17 protein-coding genes are annotated in these 15,515 nt (G+C 70.8%); 3 read left to right on the plus strand and 14 right to left on the minus strand.

The genetic code is table 11. The features are described 5' to 3' along the window. Positions 1-3 precede the first annotated feature (3 nt). Complete coding sequence (locus AB4079_RS18835; protein WP_441788860.1) at positions 4-801, minus strand: HAD-IIA family hydrolase; 798 nt, start codon at positions 799-801, stop codon at positions 4-6. Positions 802-896: 95 nt separating this feature from the next. On the opposite strand from AB4079_RS18835, the gene AB4079_RS18840 reads away from it, so the two are divergent. Continuing rightward, on the plus strand, positions 897-1,532 hold the full coding sequence (locus tag AB4079_RS18840) for a TrmH family RNA methyltransferase (RefSeq protein WP_441788861.1): 636 nt from the start codon (positions 897-899) through the stop codon (positions 1,530-1,532). On the opposite strand, the gene AB4079_RS18845 is transcribed toward AB4079_RS18840, so the two are convergent. From AB4079_RS18845 to AB4079_RS18870, 6 genes are all read right to left on the minus strand, one after another. Continuing rightward, complete coding sequence (locus tag AB4079_RS18845; RefSeq protein WP_441788862.1) at positions 1,529-1,933, minus strand: DUF3052 family protein; 405 nt, start codon at positions 1,931-1,933, stop codon at positions 1,529-1,531. The two genes, AB4079_RS18840 and AB4079_RS18845, sit on opposite strands and share 4 nt — an antisense overlap. Beyond that, entirely contained in the window at positions 1,930-2,769 is an 840-nt protein-coding gene (locus AB4079_RS18850; RefSeq protein WP_441788863.1) for a metallophosphoesterase, read from the minus strand. The genes AB4079_RS18845 and AB4079_RS18850 overlap by 4 nt, the downstream gene beginning before the upstream one ends. Positions 2,770-2,911: 142 nt before the next feature. Beyond that, positions 2,912-3,076: a hypothetical protein gene (locus AB4079_RS18855; RefSeq protein WP_441788864.1), complete on the minus strand. Its 165-nt coding sequence runs from the start codon at positions 3,074-3,076 to the stop codon at positions 2,912-2,914. Between the two features lie 77 nt (positions 3,077-3,153). Beyond that, positions 3,154-5,007 (minus strand): YhgE/Pip family protein, encoded by a 1,854-nt coding sequence (locus tag AB4079_RS18860; RefSeq protein ID WP_441788865.1) that lies wholly within the window; start codon positions 5,005-5,007, stop codon positions 3,154-3,156. After that, the gene (locus AB4079_RS18865) at positions 5,004-5,687 is read right to left on the minus strand and encodes a hypothetical protein (RefSeq protein WP_441788866.1); all 684 of its coding nucleotides are present in this window, start codon (positions 5,685-5,687) and stop codon (positions 5,004-5,006) included. Before AB4079_RS18865 ends, AB4079_RS18860 begins: the two co-directional genes overlap by 4 nt. Continuing rightward, the gene (locus AB4079_RS18870) at positions 5,684-6,343 is read right to left on the minus strand and encodes a TetR/AcrR family transcriptional regulator (protein ID WP_441788867.1); all 660 of its coding nucleotides are present in this window, start codon (positions 6,341-6,343) and stop codon (positions 5,684-5,686) included. The genes AB4079_RS18865 and AB4079_RS18870 overlap by 4 nt, the downstream gene beginning before the upstream one ends. 137 nt (positions 6,344-6,480) lie before the next feature. Here AB4079_RS18870 and AB4079_RS18875 point away from each other — a divergent pair, with 137 nt between their 5' ends. Beyond that, entirely contained in the window at positions 6,481-7,767 is a 1,287-nt protein-coding gene (locus AB4079_RS18875) for an adenylosuccinate synthase (protein WP_441788868.1), read from the plus strand. A gap of 120 nt (positions 7,768-7,887) precedes the next feature. On the opposite strand, the gene AB4079_RS18880 is transcribed toward AB4079_RS18875, so the two are convergent. Continuing rightward, positions 7,888-9,168, minus strand: a complete 1,281-nt coding sequence (locus AB4079_RS18880; RefSeq protein WP_441788869.1) for a GNAT family N-acetyltransferase — start codon at positions 9,166-9,168, stop codon at positions 7,888-7,890. A gap of 136 nt (positions 9,169-9,304) precedes the next feature. Between AB4079_RS18880 and AB4079_RS18885 the strand changes: the two genes are divergently transcribed. Then, positions 9,305-9,595 (plus strand): hypothetical protein, encoded by a 291-nt coding sequence (locus AB4079_RS18885; protein ID WP_441788870.1) that lies wholly within the window; start codon positions 9,305-9,307, stop codon positions 9,593-9,595. Between the two features lie 118 nt (positions 9,596-9,713). Here the strand turns inward: AB4079_RS18885 and AB4079_RS18890 are convergent, their stop codons facing one another. From AB4079_RS18890 to AB4079_RS18915, 6 genes are all read right to left on the minus strand, one after another. Continuing rightward, positions 9,714-10,637 (minus strand): SDR family NAD(P)-dependent oxidoreductase, encoded by a 924-nt coding sequence (locus AB4079_RS18890; protein WP_441788871.1) that lies wholly within the window; start codon positions 10,635-10,637, stop codon positions 9,714-9,716. A 4-nt stretch (positions 10,638-10,641) separates the two neighbouring features. Next, positions 10,642-10,956 (minus strand): chorismate mutase, encoded by a 315-nt coding sequence (locus AB4079_RS18895; protein ID WP_441788872.1) that lies wholly within the window; start codon positions 10,954-10,956, stop codon positions 10,642-10,644. A 37-nt stretch (positions 10,957-10,993) separates the two neighbouring features. After that, positions 10,994-12,328 carry an FtsX-like permease family protein gene (locus AB4079_RS18900; protein WP_441788873.1) on the minus strand — a complete coding sequence of 445 codons (1,335 nt, stop codon included), beginning with the start codon at positions 12,326-12,328 and terminating at the stop codon, positions 10,994-10,996. Further along, positions 12,325-13,050, minus strand: a complete 726-nt coding sequence (locus tag AB4079_RS18905) for an ABC transporter ATP-binding protein (RefSeq protein ID WP_441788874.1) — start codon at positions 13,048-13,050, stop codon at positions 12,325-12,327. Before AB4079_RS18905 ends, AB4079_RS18900 begins: the two co-directional genes overlap by 4 nt. A gap of 103 nt (positions 13,051-13,153) precedes the next feature. After that, the gene (locus AB4079_RS18910) at positions 13,154-14,632 is read right to left on the minus strand and encodes a glycosyltransferase (protein ID WP_441788901.1); all 1,479 of its coding nucleotides are present in this window, start codon (positions 14,630-14,632) and stop codon (positions 13,154-13,156) included. A 140-nt stretch (positions 14,633-14,772) separates the two neighbouring features. Next, positions 14,773-15,465 (minus strand): CE1759 family FMN reductase, encoded by a 693-nt coding sequence (locus tag AB4079_RS18915; protein WP_441788875.1) that lies wholly within the window; start codon positions 15,463-15,465, stop codon positions 14,773-14,775. Positions 15,466-15,515: the final 50 nt, after the last annotated feature.

Raw genomic sequence — 15,515 nt, forward strand, 5'->3', positions numbered from 1 at the left:
GCGTCAGAGCTCGGCCTCGAGCGGTTCCCGGGCGACCAGCTCGTCCACGCCCCTCAACACCTCGTCGGGCCGGAAGGGGTATCGCTCCATCTCAGCCGTGTCGCTGATCCCGGTCAGTACCAGGATGGTGTGGAGACCGGCCTCGATGCCCGCGATCACGTCCGTGTCCATCCGGTCGCCGATCATGGCGGTGTTCTCGGAGTGGGCGCCGATGCGGTTCATCGCCGAGCGGAACATCATCGGGTTCGGCTTGCCCACGACGTACGGGTCGCGGCCGGTGGCCTTGGTGATCATCGCCGTCACCGCGCCGGTCGCCGGGAGCGGCCCTTCCGCGCTCGGGCCGGTCGCGTCCGGGTTGGTCGCGATGAACCGCGCACCCTTGCCGATCAGGCGGATCGCCTTGGTGATCGCGTCGAAGGAGTAGCTGCGCGTCTCGCCGACGACCACGTAGTCCGGGTTCGTGTCGGTCATGATGAAGCCGGCCTCGTGCAGCGCCGTCGTCAGCCCGGCTTCGCCGATCACGTAGGCGCTGCCACCCGGCATCTGCGACTTGAGGAAGTCGGCGGTCGCCAGCGCGGACGTCCAGATGGACTCCTCCGGCACATCCAGCCCGGATGTGCGAAGCCGTGCCGCAAGGTCGCGCGGCGTGAAGATCGAGTTGTTGGTGAGCACCAGGAACGGGGTGCTCTGGTCCCGCCACTGCTGGATGAGGTCCGCGGCGCCCGGGAGGGCCTGATTCTCGTGGACGAGCACGCCGTCCATGTCCGTGAGCCAGCACTCGATCTCGTCGCGACGCGTCACGCGGACTCCTTTCGCCGGGAATCGGTTGCGTCCAGCTTAGGGGCCGTGGCCGCGCAGCGGTGAGGTGTCCCGGAGACCGTGGATACGCTGGTCCGGTGGATGAGACGCCGAACCCGACGCACGAGCTGACGACCAACGGCGTCGGGCCGTGGCCCGGCGTGTGGCCGGACGACTCCCGGTACGACCAGGAGCTGCTCCGCCACGGCGACACACGCAATGTGATCGACCGGTACCGCTACTGGAGCATGGACGCGATCGTCGCCGACCTCGACGAGCGTCGGCACCCATTCCACGTCGCCATCGAGAACTGGCAGCACGACATGAACATCGGGTCGATCGTCCGCAGCGCCAACGCGTTCCTGGCCGACACCGTCCACATCATCGGCCGGCGCCGGTGGAACAAGCGGGGCGCCATGGTCACCGACCGCTACCAGCACGTCGTGCACCACGACGACGTCGCCGCTTTCGTGGCGTGGGCGCACGGCGCCCGCCTGCCGGTGATCGCGATCGACAACGTGCCGGGCTCGGTCGGCATCGAGACCTTCGCCCTGCCGCGGGAGTGCGTGCTGCTGTTCGGGCAGGAAGGCCCAGGGCTGTCGGCCGAGGCGCTGGACGCGGCGGATGCCGTGGTCGAGATCGCCCAGTTCGGGTCCACTCGCTCCATCAACGCGTCCGCGGCGGCGGCGATCGCCATGCACACGTGGATCACGCAGCACGTCCGCTTCGCCTAGCGGTTGGTGAGACGCCAGACCAGCTTGAGTCCTGACCAGTCGTCGTCGACCGCTGCCACCTTCACATCGACGAGGCCGCGCCGCAGGGCGGCCTCGCGGATGACGTTGTCGGAGAGGTCGCTGACGTGCCCGGCCGCCTTGCGCGGCCACGCCGCCCAGAGCATCCCGTCGGGCCGGATGCGCTCGCCGAGGTCGTCCAGCTCGCCCAGGAAGGCGTCGGCCGACCGGTAGAAGGCGAGGATGAGTCCCGCCGCCCCGTCGTCGACCCACTCGACCGAAGGTCCGTCCTGGAGCGGGATGCGCCAGCCGGGATCGGCGTGGAGCACGGCGGCGCTCATCCCCGGCTTCAGCCCGAGCTTCTTCCACAGCGGGGTGCCGGAGTATCCGGCTGTCGCACTCACCTGCGCCACCCCGCCTCGGCGGCGATGCGCTGGATCGCGGCGGTGTCGAGGTCGTACACCGTCTCGCCGTCGTCCGGCGCCGGAGCCGTGAGCAGGTGGGCGCGCAGCGGTCCGTCGTCCGGCAGCTGCACCCACGCGAAGCCGGCGCCGCGCACCGCCCGCTCCCGAGGGGGCGGCCACAGCACGTCGGTCGTGTTGGCCACGGCGGGGGCGACGACGACGGGGATGCCGGCGGCTCCCGCCTCCGTCACCAGTCCGTGGTGGAAATGGCCGGACAGGATGAGCCGCACATCCCCGTCACTGCACACTTCGAGCAAGGCGTCGGGGTCGATCAGCCGGAGTGGCTCGAACAGCACCGTCGTCGGCGCCACAGGTGGGTGATGCAGGACCACGACGGTGCCGTGTCGGGAGGGCGTCGCCAGCACGCCGCTCAGCCACTCCAGCTGTGACTCGTCCACCCGGCCGTAGCCGGCGCCGGGCACCGAGCTGTCGACCGTCACGACTCGGAACCCGCGCACGGCGGTCACCGTCTCGCGCGCGCCGAGCACCTCCTCGAAGCCGTCCGCCACGTCGTGGTTTCCCATCGCGTACACGACGGCGGCGCCGCGCTCGGCGGCCCAGGGGTCCAGCGTGCCCTTCAGCTTCCGGTACGAGGCGGCCGTGCCGTCCTCCGAAAGGTCGCCCGACACGACGATGAGGTCGATGCCGGCGAGGGTCGCGGCGCGCGCGAGCACCCGATCCAGTGCGGCCAGCGTGTCCACGACCCCGTACTGCAACCGGCCGTCGCCGTACAGGTGCGTGTCGGAGAGGTGCAGGATGCGGAGCGTTTCGGTCACGCCGCCACACTAGTGCCGCCCACCGTCGCCGCCTGGGGGCGGCCCGGCACTATCGCGCGCGGCCGCCCATCGATCCGTGAGTACTCGCGCCTATTCCGCGCGAGTCGCGACTTGATGTCGCAACTCGCGCATCCCGCGCGGGTCAGTCGGCGTCGAGCGCCTGGATGATGGAGTCCACAGCGGTGACGAGGTTGTGCAGCGCCTGCCGTTCGATCGAGTCCTCCGGCAGCTTCTGGATGTCGTAGCTGGCGGCGCTCGCCGCCTGGCGCGCCTGCGCGAGTGCCGCCTGGACTTCGAGATCGGCCATGGTCGTCCTCCTCGGATCGGGATGTTGATGGGCGCCACACTAGCGCCAGCCGGCGCGCGCCCACCAGGGTGCGCCCGCTACCCGATCAGCGACGGCCGCAGGTCGCGCAGGGTGCGGAAGTGCGTCATCCGCGTGACCCCGATTCCCGCGATCAGCAGCGCGATCAGCATCCACAGAGCGAGCACCCCCGCGTCTGCCCAGGCCGTGGCCGGGTTGCCTCCGTACATGACCTGGCGGATGCCGTCGACCGCGTACGACATCGGCAGGGCATGGTGCAGTGCGGCGAGCGGACCCGGCAGTGTCTGCCACGGGAACGTCCCGCCCGCCGTCACGAGCTGCAGCACCATGAGCACCAGACCGAGGAACTGTCCGACGCTGCCGAGCCACACGTTGAGCGCCAGGATCATCGCGGCGAACGTGACCGAGGCCAGGCCCATCATGCCGTACATCCCGACCGGGTTGTCGATGCGGAACCCGAGCGCACCGGCGACGATCGCGAACAGCCCGATCATCTGGATGGCGCCGAGGAGGCCCGGCGTCAGCCAGCCGGCGAGGGTGATCTTGACGGGCGAGTGCAGCGCGGTGATCGCGCGCCGCGACACCGGCTTCACGATGAGGAACAGGGCGTAGATGCCGATCCAGCCCGCGAGGGCGACGAAGAACGGTGCCAGCCCGGCTCCGTAGGTGCCGGCGGAGGTGATCGAGTCGTTCTTGAGGTTCACCGGGTCGGCGATCGTCGACGCCTGCTTCGCCTGCAGGGTGGGGGAGTTGTCGGGGATGCGGTCGATGCCGGACGTCAGCCCGTCGCGCAGTTGCGCGGTGCCGTCGTGCAGGGTGCTGAGCCCGTCGCGCAGTTGTGCCGCCCCGCCGGCGGCCGTCGAGGCTCCGGAAGCCAACTGCGCGGCTCCGGAGGCGGCCTGCTGCGAGCCGGATGCCACCTGCGAGGCTCCGCTCGACACCTGATCCGCCCCGGCGGCCAACTGGTTGATCTGGCCGACCGCGCCCTGGATCTGCTGGTTGCCGGACTGCACCTTGGTGTCGAGGTCGCCGAGCACGGCCGTCACCTGGTCGAGCTGCGCCTGGGTGGCACCCGCGGCGGTGAGTCGCTGCAGCAGGTCCTGGCGCGCCGCCGGGGCCGCCGCCGCGATCTGCGCTGCTGCCGCTCCCGCGTCGTTCGCTTTCGCCGCCAGCTGGTCGTTGCCCGCCGCGACCTGGGCGGCTCCGTCGCTGACCTGCTGCGCACCGGAGGCCAGCTCGCCGAGCTTGCCCGCCAGCTCCTGCGAGCCGGACGCGAGCTGCGACGTCCCGTCGGCCAGCTGGGTCGCACCGGACTGCGCGCTCGCGCTGCCGTCGACGAGCTTGTTCGCGCCGTCCACCGCCGTCACCAGGTTCGACCGGATGTCGGCCAGTCCCACCAGGAACTGCTTCGCCGCCTGCTCGTTCACCTGCTTGACGATCGAGGTGCGGATCTTCTCCGCCGCCTGAGTGCCGATCGTCGACGCCAGGTAGCTGTTCGTGTCGTTGGTGGTGAGGGTCACCACGGCGCGGTGCGGGGCCGTGCCGGAGGCGGACGCGAGCGCCGACGAGAAGTCCTTCGGGAAGGTGATGCTGAAGTCGTACTTCGAGTTATCGACCCCGCTCGCCGCCGAGCCCTGCGCCACGCGGTGCCACTGGAACGACCCGTCCGTGATGAGATGGTCGGCCACATCGCTGCCGTAGTTCACCGTCTTCCCGTCGACGCTCGTGCCGGTGTCGTCGACCACGATGGCCGCCGGGATGCGGTTCAGGTTGGCGTACGGGTTCTGGTTGGCCCACAGGTACAGGCCGCCGTAGAGCACCGGCACGCACATCAGGGCGATGAGCGCCACGATGGACATGGGGCTGGCGGTCAGGCGGCGGAACTCCGCCGCGATCATCTGCGGGATTTTCATGCGCTCTCCACGATCAGGTCCGGGAGATCGTCGGTGTCGTCCCGGCCGGGGTCTTCGTCAAAGGTCTGGGGTTCGGTCGCGTCCATGCGGGAGACCAGGGAGGCCGCGGCGATCGCTGCAGCGGAGGCGTCGCCGGCGACGACCAGCACCGCGATGCCGCGCCCGGCGAGTTCGCGGGCGAGCCGCCACCACTCGACGGGGTCGCCGCCGTGACGGTCGGGCGAAACCAGGACCAGCCCGTCCACGCCCTTCCGCAGCAGCGCCAGTTCGGCGAGCAGGCGGATGCGGACGGTGGGCGGCACCGTGCCGATCGCCTGGCGTGCCGACTCCGATGCCCCGAGGTCGCGCAGGCAGCGACCGACGGCCACGGGATGCGACGCGCGGCCGGCGAACATCAGCTCCTCCGCCACGATGCCGGCGACCGTCACATCGGCGGCGGGCTCCGACACGTCGGGGGCGTCGATGAGGGCGATGCGGCGACGCATGGTGCTGTAGTCGGTGCTTCCGTCGATCGTGACGGTGCCGCCGTCCGGGCGCATCCGTCCCGATGCGATCAAGCCGAGCACGGTCGGGCGCTGCTCCGTCTCCGCCCGGGCGAGCGAAGCGCGCCCGGTCTCGAATGTGGCGGACGTCGGCGCCAGCGCGGCGCCCTTGGCGACCTGGTCGAGGACGACCTTCATCGCCGCTCCCCTTCGCTCGCCGGGGCCATGCCGCCGAACGCCAGCTCCGGTGTGGATGCGATCAGCTCGCCGGCCTCCCGCCACCCCATCCCGGCGGCCCCGAGCCCGGCCAGCATCACCAACCGGTGTCCGGCCTCCGGGGTCAACCGGGCGCGGGTGGCCTCGTCGAGCACGGAGACGGCGGCGTTCTCGATGAGCCGGGTGACCGTCTCGCGGTCGAGGTCCGTTCGGATGTGGCCGGACTCCATCCCCCGGCGCACGGTATTGCGCAGCCGCGCGCGCGCGGGGTCGAGCGCGGTCCCGACCAGCTCGCGGTGCGGGCCGCGCACGGCCAGCGCCGCGCTGACGCGGATGTGCTCCACCTCGGCCCAGAGCGTCGCCCCGAACAGGGCGATCTCGACCAGCGGGTCGGGGTGCGACACCGGGTCGAGCAGCGCTGCCAGGCGCCGCGCGCCGCGGGTGAACACCTCGACGAGGAGCTCGTCGCGGGTGGCGAAGTGGCCGTACACGGCACGGCGGCTGAGGCCGGCGCGGGTGGCGATGCTCTCGAGGGAGGCGTCGATGTCGTCGTTCAGGGCGCCGGCGGCCGCGCCGAGGATCGCTTCGCGGTTGGCGGCCGCGTCGCGGCGCGGAGCGCGGGTGGAGGGGGTGGGCATGCACTCAGTGTACGCCTTCTTGCACACTGGTGTGCAACTTAGTGCGAACCGAGGGCCGAAAGGGGGCCGCGATAGGATCGAGTGCGACGGTCGTCCGCGTGGCGCCGACGTGATCCATCCACCGAGAGGACTGCAACGTGCCCGCGATCGTGATCATCGGCGCCCAGTGGGGCGACGAAGGCAAAGGCAAAGCGACCGATGTCCTGGGAAGCCGCATCGACTACGTCGTCAAGTTCAACGGCGGGAACAACGCCGGCCACACGGTCGTCATCGGCGACGAGAAGTACGCCCTGCACCTGCTGCCCTCCGGCATCCTCACCGAGGGCGTCACCCCGGTCATCGCGAACGGTGTCGTCGTCGACATCGAGGTGCTGTTCGAAGAGCTGGATGCGCTGATCGCGCGGGGTGTCGACGTCTCGCGCCTCCGGGTGAGCTCCAACGCGCACGTGATCACGTCGTACCACCGCACGATCGACAAGGTGACGGAGCGGTTCCTCGGCAAACGCCAGATCGGCACCACCGGCCGCGGAATCGGCCCCACCTACGCCGACAAGATCAACCGGGTGGGCATCCGCATCCAGGACCTGTTCGACGAGAACATCCTGCGCCAGAAGGTCGAGGGCGCCCTCGACCAGAAGAACCACCTCCTGGTGAAGGTCTACAACCGCCGCGCGATCACGGTCGACGAGGTCGTGGAGCAGCTGCTGGAGCATGCCGAGCGCCTCCGCCCGATGGTCGTCGACAGCTCCCTGCTGCTCAACCAGGCGCTGGAGGAGGGCAAGTACGTGCTCTTCGAGGGCGGCCAGGCGACGATGCTGGATGTCGACCACGGCACCTACCCGTTCGTCACCTCCTCCAACTCCACCGCCGGAGGCGCAGCGACAGGGTCGGGTATCGGCCCGAACCGCATCGACCGCGTGATCGGCATCGTCAAGGCGTACACGACCCGCGTCGGCGCCGGCCCGTTCCCGACCGAACTGTTCGACGAGTGGGGCGAGTTCCTGCGCGAGCGCGGCTTCGAGTTCGGCACGACGACCGGACGCCCCCGCCGCACCGGCTGGTACGACTCCCCGGTCGCCCGCTACACGGCCCGCGTCAACGGCGTCACCGACTTCGTCCTCACCAAGCTGGACACCCTCACCGGCATCGAGCGCATCCCCGTCGCCGTCGCCTACGACGTCGACGGCGTGCGCCACGAAGAGGTCCCGGCGTCGCAGAGCGACTTCCACCACGCGAAGCCGATCTACGAGGAGTTCCCCGGCTGGACCGAAGACATCAGCGGTGCACGCAGCTTCGACGACCTGCCGAAGAACGCGCAAGACTACGTCCTCGCTCTCGAGAAGCTCTCCGGGGCGCGCATCTCTGCGATCGGCGTCGGGCCTGCCCGCGACCAGATCGTGGTCCGCCACGACCTGATCGACTGAGTCAGAGCGTCGTCAGCGAATCCTCAGGCTGGTTTGCGACCTCCGAACCGGAATAACGTCTCGCTATTCCGGTTTGTGGCCCCTAAACCGGAATAGCGGGACGCTATTCCGGCTTCCGCGTCAGAACCAGGTGCTGAGCCGGGGAGGCACCGCGGTGCGGAACAGGCGGTCGAGCGCATCCACGTCGCCCTCGATGCGGCCGGCCAGCGCCAGGCCCCGCGCCACGTCGTGGCCGAGGTAGACGCTGCCGAGCGCGTTCACCGCCAGGGTCACGTCGGCCGGGTCGTCGGTCGGCGCCACCTCGGCCCGGCCGTCGCGCACCGTCAGGCGGAAGCGTCCGGCGGCGAAGCCGAGGTCGTCGGCGACGTCCAGCACCACCGAGCCGTCCTGCTCGTACGTGCGCGCCTGCAGTGCGGCCGGGACGTCGAGGATGCGGACCCAAAGGTGATCCTCGAGGTCGGTCACCCGTGCGCCGCGGATGTCGTTCACCAGCGCCTGCACGGGCTCGTCGACGCCGCGCGTCCAGACCTTGACGGCAGCGACGAGGTCGAGGTCCAGCAGGTAGCGCCAGAGCGCGCGCTGCGCCTCCGGGGTCGCCGCCGCCAGGTATCTCACCTCGACCGTGTGGCGGGTGAAGTCGTCGTCACCCTTGAGGGAGTACGAGACGAAGCCCTCCGGTTCGCCCGTGGCCGAGTCGTAGCGGACCAGGCGCAGCTTCTCCGCGTCCGGGTCGGCGGGAAGCGGACCGATCAGCCGCTTCGCGAGGTACGGCTGGAGACCGATCTCGCCGTGTCGGCCGGCCATCGCCCGGTCGAGGACCCGCTCGCCGATCTCGGCGTACTCGTCCGGCTCGGCGAAGGAGAGGCGGCCGGTGGTCTCGCCGCCGGCCCACCGAACGCGCTTGGTGTCGATCGTCCATGCCGTCGACCAGGTCGCCGGCCCGAAGCCCCACCGGCCGTAGATGACGGACTCGGAGACGGTCAGGATGGCGAGCGGGAGGCCGAGAGCGTGCGCCGTCCGCAGTTCGCCGCCCAGTAGGGCCCGTGCGACGCCGCGGCGGCGGTGCGTCGGGGCGACGGTGACCGAGCTAATCGCCCACGAATCCACGCGCGCACCACCCGGGACGGTGAGGGGTGCCGGCCAGGTGTTGACCGTGCCGACCGGCTCGCGGCTCGGGCCTTCGTCGTCGTAGACCGCGATGTTGCGGCGAGCGGCGAAGTTCTCGCGAGCCCCGGCGAGCATCTCCGCTGACGGCCGGCGGCCGTGGAACCCGCGGAAGTCGGCGCGGATCCAGCCGTCGAGTGCGTCCGGGTCGGCGGCATCAACCAATGCGTACCGGAGCCCGGTGGCCGCAAGCTCGCGCGCGGACGTGTCGTCGAGGGGGATCGTGCGGTAGTCCATCCCCTCACCGTATCCCCCACTCTCCCGCACCCCCCACCGTCGAGTCCACACAAAGTGCACGCCCACACGGCGCGTCGTGTGCACTTTTTGTGGACTCGACGGTGGGTGCCGGGGCGGGTCGGCTAGCGTTGGACGCATGAAGGTGCGCGGACTCATCCAGACCAGCCAGACGCGCGAGCTCGATGCGGAGGCGGACGACGCGGAGTCGGCGCGAGCGCTCATCGAGGAGCAGGTGCCGGAGGGGTTCGACCTCCTGCAGGTGCACAACGCGATGCCGCGCGGCGGACGGGTGATCGCTAAAGCGATCATCCGGCAGTCGGCCGTCGAGGAGATCGAGGCCGAGGGTCCCGACTACGCCACGGCCCGCGACGCCCTCCGTGCGGCGGTCCCAGCCACCCACCGCCTCCTGACCATCGTCGTCGACTGACCCCCGCGCCAACCGGGCTCCCGCCCCGCCGTCGAGTCCGCACAAAGTGCACGCCGACACGGCGCGTCGCGTGCACTTTTCGTGGACTCGACGGTGGGGCGGGAGGCGGATGGCGGGATCAGGGGAGGGGGAAGGGGTGGTCGGTGAGGTGCTCCAGGAGGGGCCAGAGGCGGGCGGCTTGGCGCGGGGAGCGGGAGGCTCGGGTCGGGCGGGCGAGGGCAGGTGCGCCCTTGGTCCAGAGGGCGGGGCCGAGGTACTCGCCGCCGGACAGCGTCGGGTCGATGACGGCACGCACTGGGACATGCGCCCCGTCGTCCTTGCCCTGCGTCCACGCAGCCTGCAGGTTGTCGGCGAAGCGTTTCAGCCGCGACGGCTGGTTCACGCCGCGGATCCCCGGCGTGCGGCCTGAGGTGGAGTAGCCGGGATGCACGACGATGCTCTGCACACCGGAGCCCGCCGCACGCAGGCGGCGATCCAGCTCGAACCCGAACATCTGCGCCGCGATCTTCGAGCCGGAGTACGCCCGCCACGAGGTGTACCCGTCTTCGAGCTGCAGGTCGTCGAGCCGGAGACGCCCGAGGCGGCTGGCGAGCGACCCGAGGGTGACGATCCGCGCCGCGCCGGACCGCTCGAGCACGGGGAGCGCCCGGGCGACGAGCCGGAAGTGGCCGAGGACGTTCGTGGACAGCACCAGCTCGTTGCCGTCGTCGTCGGTCCTCCGGGTGCGCGGCGGGTGCACGATCCCGGCGTTCAGGACCAGCGCATCCACCCGGTCACGCGACAGCAGGGCGTCGGCCGCCGCATCGATCGACCGCCGGTCGGTCACATCCAGCGGCATCGCTTCGACGCTCGCGCGCGGCACCCGACGGCGGATGGCGGATACAGCGGCCTCTGCACGTTCCGGGTCGCGGCAGGCGAGCACGACCCGCGCGCCCGCGCGGGCGAGCTGCTCCGCGGTGAAGTAGCCGACGCCGGCGTTCGCGCCGGTGATGACGACCGTCCGGCCGTGGGCGTCCGGCAGCGCGGCGGCATCCCAGCCCATCCGGCTACTTGCCGTTCTCGACGGCGATGCGCTCGTGGTGGTGGATGACCTCGGCGACGATGAAGGTCAGGAACTTCTCGGCGAAGGCCGGATCGAGGTGGCTTTCCTCGGCGAGCGCGCGGAGCCGCTGGATCTGCTCCTTCTCGCGTTCCGGATCGGCCGGCGGCAACCCGTGTTCGGCTTTCAGCGCCCCCACCTGCTGGGTGAACTTGAACCGCTCCGCGAGCATGTGGATGACCGCGGCGTCGATGTTGTCGATGCTCTGACGGATGCTGTGCAGCTGCTCGAGTGCAGCTTCCACGTCGCTGTTCTGGGGCATGCTCCGACCCTACTGGTTCGGAGCATGCCCCGCCCGTTCAGAGGCTGGGTGACGGCTCGGCGAGCACCCGGGTGAGCACCGGCCGGGTGGCCCGGAGCGCCGCCCAGACGATCAGGGTTCCGGCGACCAGGCAGGCGGCGACCGTCAACAGCGTGAGGGGCGACGTCAGGAGGCTGAGGCCGGTGAGCGGGAGCATCACCACGGCGGCGGTGACGGCCGAGCCGACGGCGGTGATCCGCAGCGGCGACAGCACCGCCCGGCTGCGGGCGGCGTTCATCTCGGCGACGGGCATCCCGATCCGGTCGAGGCTCACGTAGAGGTCGCGGCGGTCGAGGATGGCGGCCGCCTGCGTGACGCCCGCCGAGCAGGCGACCATGAGGAAGGACGCGACCACGGTGACGATGACCCCGGTGCGGATGTCGGTGACCAGCGTCTGCGTGTCGCCGTCGCCGTCGCCCACCGCGCCGGTGAGCGAGGTGGCGACGCCGGCGAAGACCGCGATGAAGCTCGTCATCGCGACACCGGAGACCTGGCGCCAGGCCGCCTTGGGCGACTCGAGCACGCTGCGGGCGGCGAGCAGCCGGTGCGGTGTGCGCGCACGGCGTGCCTGCCGGGTCGCCGTGCGCCGCAGCACCCACGGGCCGATGACGTTGAGGACCGCGATGCTTCCGCCGAACGCCAGCACCAGGATGGCGAGGACGACGACGACTCCGGCGCCCGCGATGACCTGCACCGCGCTGACCAGTGCGAAGACCAGGGCGATCACCGCCACCGTGATCAGGGCGCGCATCCAGTGCACCCGGGGTGCCTGCTGCCGCGTCCGCACGCCCAGCGGCGACACCACCACCCCGCGCAGCGCGATGAGCGCACTGGCGGCGGCGAGCAGCCCGATGCCGGCCACGATGCCGAGGATAACCACCGGCTCCAGCAGCACCGACATCCCGAGCGGCTTCCCGCGGAACGGGATCAGCGCCACAAGCGGCGAGGTCAGCAGATAGACGATGAGCCCGGCCACGGCACCGGCGAGGGCCAGGATGCTCGACTCGAGCACCGTGAGGGCGCGCACCATCGCGGGTGTCGCTCCCAGCAGGCGGAGGCTGGAGAGCCGGTCGTCGCGGCGGCGGGCCGACAGCCGCGCGGCGGAGCCGCCGAGCGCCAGCAGCGGGATCACCAGCAGCGAGAGGGCGATGACCGTCAGCGTCTGGTAGAGGCCGGCATCCGAGTCGGTCCAGGAGAAGAAAGCGTGCGCTCCGCCCGCAACGATGAGCAGGAGCGCGGTGGCCACGCCGAACGCGACCACCGGCAGCGCCACGGTCGACCGGGCGGAGGCGCTGCGCCGGGCGAACAGCCAGGCGATCCGGAGGGTCGTCATCGCGCGCTCACCGCATCCACGATCCGGCCGTCGGCGAGACGGACGACCCGGCCGCAGCGGGCGGCAACCGCCTCGTCGTGGGTGACGACGACGAGCGAACGTCCGCGCTCGGTGGTCGAGCGGATGAGCGCATCCATCACCTCGGCCGAGGTCGCGGAGTCGAGCGCTCCGGTCGGTTCGTCGGCGAACACCACGGCTGCGCCGGTCGTCTGTGCGCGGGCGATGGCCACCCGCTGCGCCTGCCCGCCGGACAGCTGGCCGATCCGGCGGGACTCGAAGCCCGCCAGCCCGAGCGCTGCGAGCCAGGTCGCAGCGGTCTGCTCGGCGGCGCCGCGGTCGACGCCGGTGAGCATCAGCGGCAGTGCGACGTTCTCCACGGCGGTCAACTCGGGCAGGAGGAGTCCCTGCTGGAAGACGAAGCCGAACGCCTCCCGCCGGAGTCGCGACCGACCGGCCTCGTTCAGGCCGGTGACCTCCAGCGGGCCCTGGGCGGTCCTGAGCACGACGGAGCCGCTGTCCGGCGCGACGATGCCCGCCAGGCAGTGCAGCAGCGTCGTCTTGCCCGAGCCGGAGGTGCCCATGATGGCCACCGACTCGCCCGCTCCGACGTGGAAGTCAACGCCGGCGAGCGCGGTGGATGGGCCGTAGGTCTTCGTGAGGCCGGAGGCGGCGAGGACGGGAGCCCCGGGAACGGGAGCGGAGTGTTGGGGTGCGGGTGTCATGCCTCCAGCGTGGCCGGGGAGCGCATGCGGCGGCATCGGCCGTGAGGATCATGCCGGACGGCGTGCGTCATCCGGGCGACGTGGTTCCGCGGTACGACGTGGCTCAGCCCGCGGCGACGCGGCCGACCTTCTCGGTCTTGTCCCACTTCGCCTCGGCGCCCGCGAGCTCCTTCACGTACGAGTCGAAGGTGATCGCGCAGAGCAGCGAACCGTATCCCGCGAGGTAGATCAGCGTGGGCGACAGCCAGCGTCCGGCGCGCGTCTTCTCCGCCTTGCGGGCGAGCCAGGCGAAGACCATCGAGAAGGGGATCCAGATGTAGATGGCGAGCGTCAGCGCGAACAGCGTCGGACGGTCGAGCGTCACGCCGAAGAGGCCCGGCAGCCAGACCAGCATCACCGGCGGGAACAGTGCGGTGATCATGACGATCATGTTGATGATGCCGGGAAAGAGGAGCACGTGGCCGAGCTCGTGCTTCGTCGTCTTCCCGTCGGTCTGGGAGCCGAGGATGAGCACGAAGAGGTAGGCGAGTGCCGCCGAGATCCAGAGCACCCGGAAGACGCCGGTCGCCACCTGGTTCTCGAGGAACAGCAGCCCGGCGAGCCCGATCGAGGACATGATCATGATCAGCGGGAGCAGCCACAGGCTGAACCACACGATCCCGAAGCTGACGCCGCCCAGGTTGTGCTTTCGCGACGGCCGGAACCACACCTTGGAGTACCGCGCCGTGACGGACACGTTCCCACGAGCCCAGCGGAGCCGCTGCTTCCAGAGCCCGTCGATCGAGCGCGGCTCCTCCGCCAGGACGTGCGCGTGCGGCTCGAAGACGACCCTGCGGCCGCGCAGCTGGGTCTCGAAGGTCGTGATGGTGTCCTCGGCGAGGGTGGAGGTGTCGATCCGGCCGCCGATGGCGAGCAGGTTCTCCCGGCTGTGCAGCTGGGCGCCGCCGGCCAGGCAGGCCTGAGCGCCCAGCACGTTCTGCGCGCGGCGCGCCGCGGGCTGCGACAGCACGTACTCGGTGCTGATGAACTTGGTCAGGTAGTTGCGGTCGGCGCTCCCCTCGCGGATGTACGCCGACACTGCGCCCACGTCCGGGTCCGCCAGGTGACGGGTCATCCGGCGGAGCGAGTTCGGGGTGTAGATGACGTCGGCGTCCATGATCAGGAGCGCCTCCATCCAGTCGTCCTCCAGCACCTTCGTGATGCCGTGATTCAGGGTGTGCGCCTTGCCCTGACCACCCTGGTCGCGGCGCAGCAGGAACACGTTGCCCGGGTAACGGGCGGCGCGGTCGGTGACGACCACCGGGGTGTCGTCGGTGCTCGCGTCGTCTACCACATAGATGCGCAGCGCCTCGCGCGGGTAGTCGAGCTTCATCAGCCGGTCGATGGATGCGCCGATCACGGCGCCCTCGTTCCAGGCGGGCACGACGATGGCGACCCGAGGGAGGTAGGGCGCGGCCTTCGCGTAGTGGTTGATCCACGCGTGGAACGGGATGACCACGAAGGTGGCGGCCGCGGCGACCACCGGGATGAGCCCGGACAGCGCCAGGATCAGGCATACGACGACGCCGATCCACTGAAGCACGGTGAGAACGTCCAACCCGAGACCTCCCTGTTCTACCCTGCACCCTACCGTGAGGGGGCGGGCCGGAGACGCGGACAGGCCCCGGGCTCAGTCCATTCCTGGCCCGGGGCCTGCTCGCGAACGGTCAGGCGTGCGGAGGGCTAGCGCCGTTGCGTAGGCAGCGTCCCGCCGGCCGCCAGCCGCATCAGGTCGGAGCCCAGGTCAATGCCCAGCTCGTTTCCGCCGGCCGACCCGAACTCGTGCTGGTAGCTGTCCCACGAGGCGTCCGTGATCTTGGCCTCGACCTCGGACTCCATCAGGACGACGAGCTCACGGGCGGCGCGGTCGATCCGCTTGGTGAGCGCCTTGTCCTGCCAGTCCTCGGTGGCGGCGAAGACCGACGTCGGCGTGGTCATCGTCCGGAGGAAGGCGAACAGCGACCGCATCTCGCCGTCGACGGCCAGCGCGTGCCGGGCGGTGCCCGCGGTCGCCCCGAGCACCACCGGCTTGGCGATGAGGAGGTCGTTGTCGAGCACCTGGAAGAACGAGGTGAACAGTCCGCTCGGGCCGGCCTTGTAGACCGGCGCCGTCGCGATGATGCCGTCCGCCGACTTCAGTGCCTCGATCGCCTTCGTGAACTTCGGGCCCAGGTGGCCGGACGCGAGGGCCGCGCCCAGCTCGGGCAGCAGCTCGCGGAGGTCGAGGTTGAGCGTCTCGACCGTGCGGCCGTCGCGCTGGGCGATCACCTCGACCCGGAGGGCGAGGCGGTCGGCGAGCATCTTGGTGGACGACGGGTCGCTGACGCCCGCGTTCACCACCACGACGCGGAACGGTCGCTGCTCGGTGCTGGTCATGATCTGTCCTTCTTCACTGTGTTGAGTGTCGCGGGGTTGAGTGTCGCGGG

The sequence above is a fragment of the Leifsonia sp. 2MCAF36 genome, from assembly GCF_052115525.1.
Taxonomy (GTDB): Bacteria; Actinomycetota; Actinomycetes; order Actinomycetales; family Microbacteriaceae; genus Leifsonia.

What these genes read in the sequence shown, in the direction of transcription:
- AB4079_RS18860 (WP_441788865.1), bottom strand. Translation starts at nt 5,007, where the DNA reads ATGAAAATCCCGCAGATGATCGCGGCGGAGTTCCGCCGCCTGACCGCC.
- AB4079_RS18900 (WP_441788873.1), bottom strand. Translation starts at nt 12,328, where the DNA reads ATGACGACCCTCCGGATCGCCTGGCTGTTCGCCCGGCGCAGCGCCTCC.
- AB4079_RS18890 (WP_441788871.1), bottom strand. Translation starts at nt 10,637, where the DNA reads ATGGGCTGGGATGCCGCCGCGCTGCCGGACGCCCACGGCCGGACGGTC.
- AB4079_RS18895 (WP_441788872.1), bottom strand. Translation starts at nt 10,956, where the DNA reads ATGCCCCAGAACAGCGACGTGGAAGCTGCACTCGAGCAGCTGCACAGC.
- AB4079_RS18915 (WP_441788875.1), bottom strand. Translation starts at nt 15,465, where the DNA reads ATGACCAGCACCGAGCAGCGACCGTTCCGCGTCGTGGTGGTGAACGCG.
- AB4079_RS18905 (WP_441788874.1), bottom strand. Translation starts at nt 13,050, where the DNA reads ATGACACCCGCACCCCAACACTCCGCTCCCGTTCCCGGGGCTCCCGTC.
- AB4079_RS18865 (WP_441788866.1), bottom strand. Translation starts at nt 5,687, where the DNA reads ATGAAGGTCGTCCTCGACCAGGTCGCCAAGGGCGCCGCGCTGGCGCCG.
- AB4079_RS18885 (WP_441788870.1), top strand. Translation starts at nt 9,305, where the DNA reads ATGAAGGTGCGCGGACTCATCCAGACCAGCCAGACGCGCGAGCTCGAT.
- AB4079_RS18870 (WP_441788867.1), bottom strand. Translation starts at nt 6,343, where the DNA reads ATGCCCACCCCCTCCACCCGCGCTCCGCGCCGCGACGCGGCCGCCAAC.
- AB4079_RS18880 (WP_441788869.1), bottom strand. Translation starts at nt 9,168, where the DNA reads ATGGACTACCGCACGATCCCCCTCGACGACACGTCCGCGCGCGAGCTT.
- AB4079_RS18855 (WP_441788864.1), bottom strand. Translation starts at nt 3,076, where the DNA reads ATGGCCGATCTCGAAGTCCAGGCGGCACTCGCGCAGGCGCGCCAGGCG.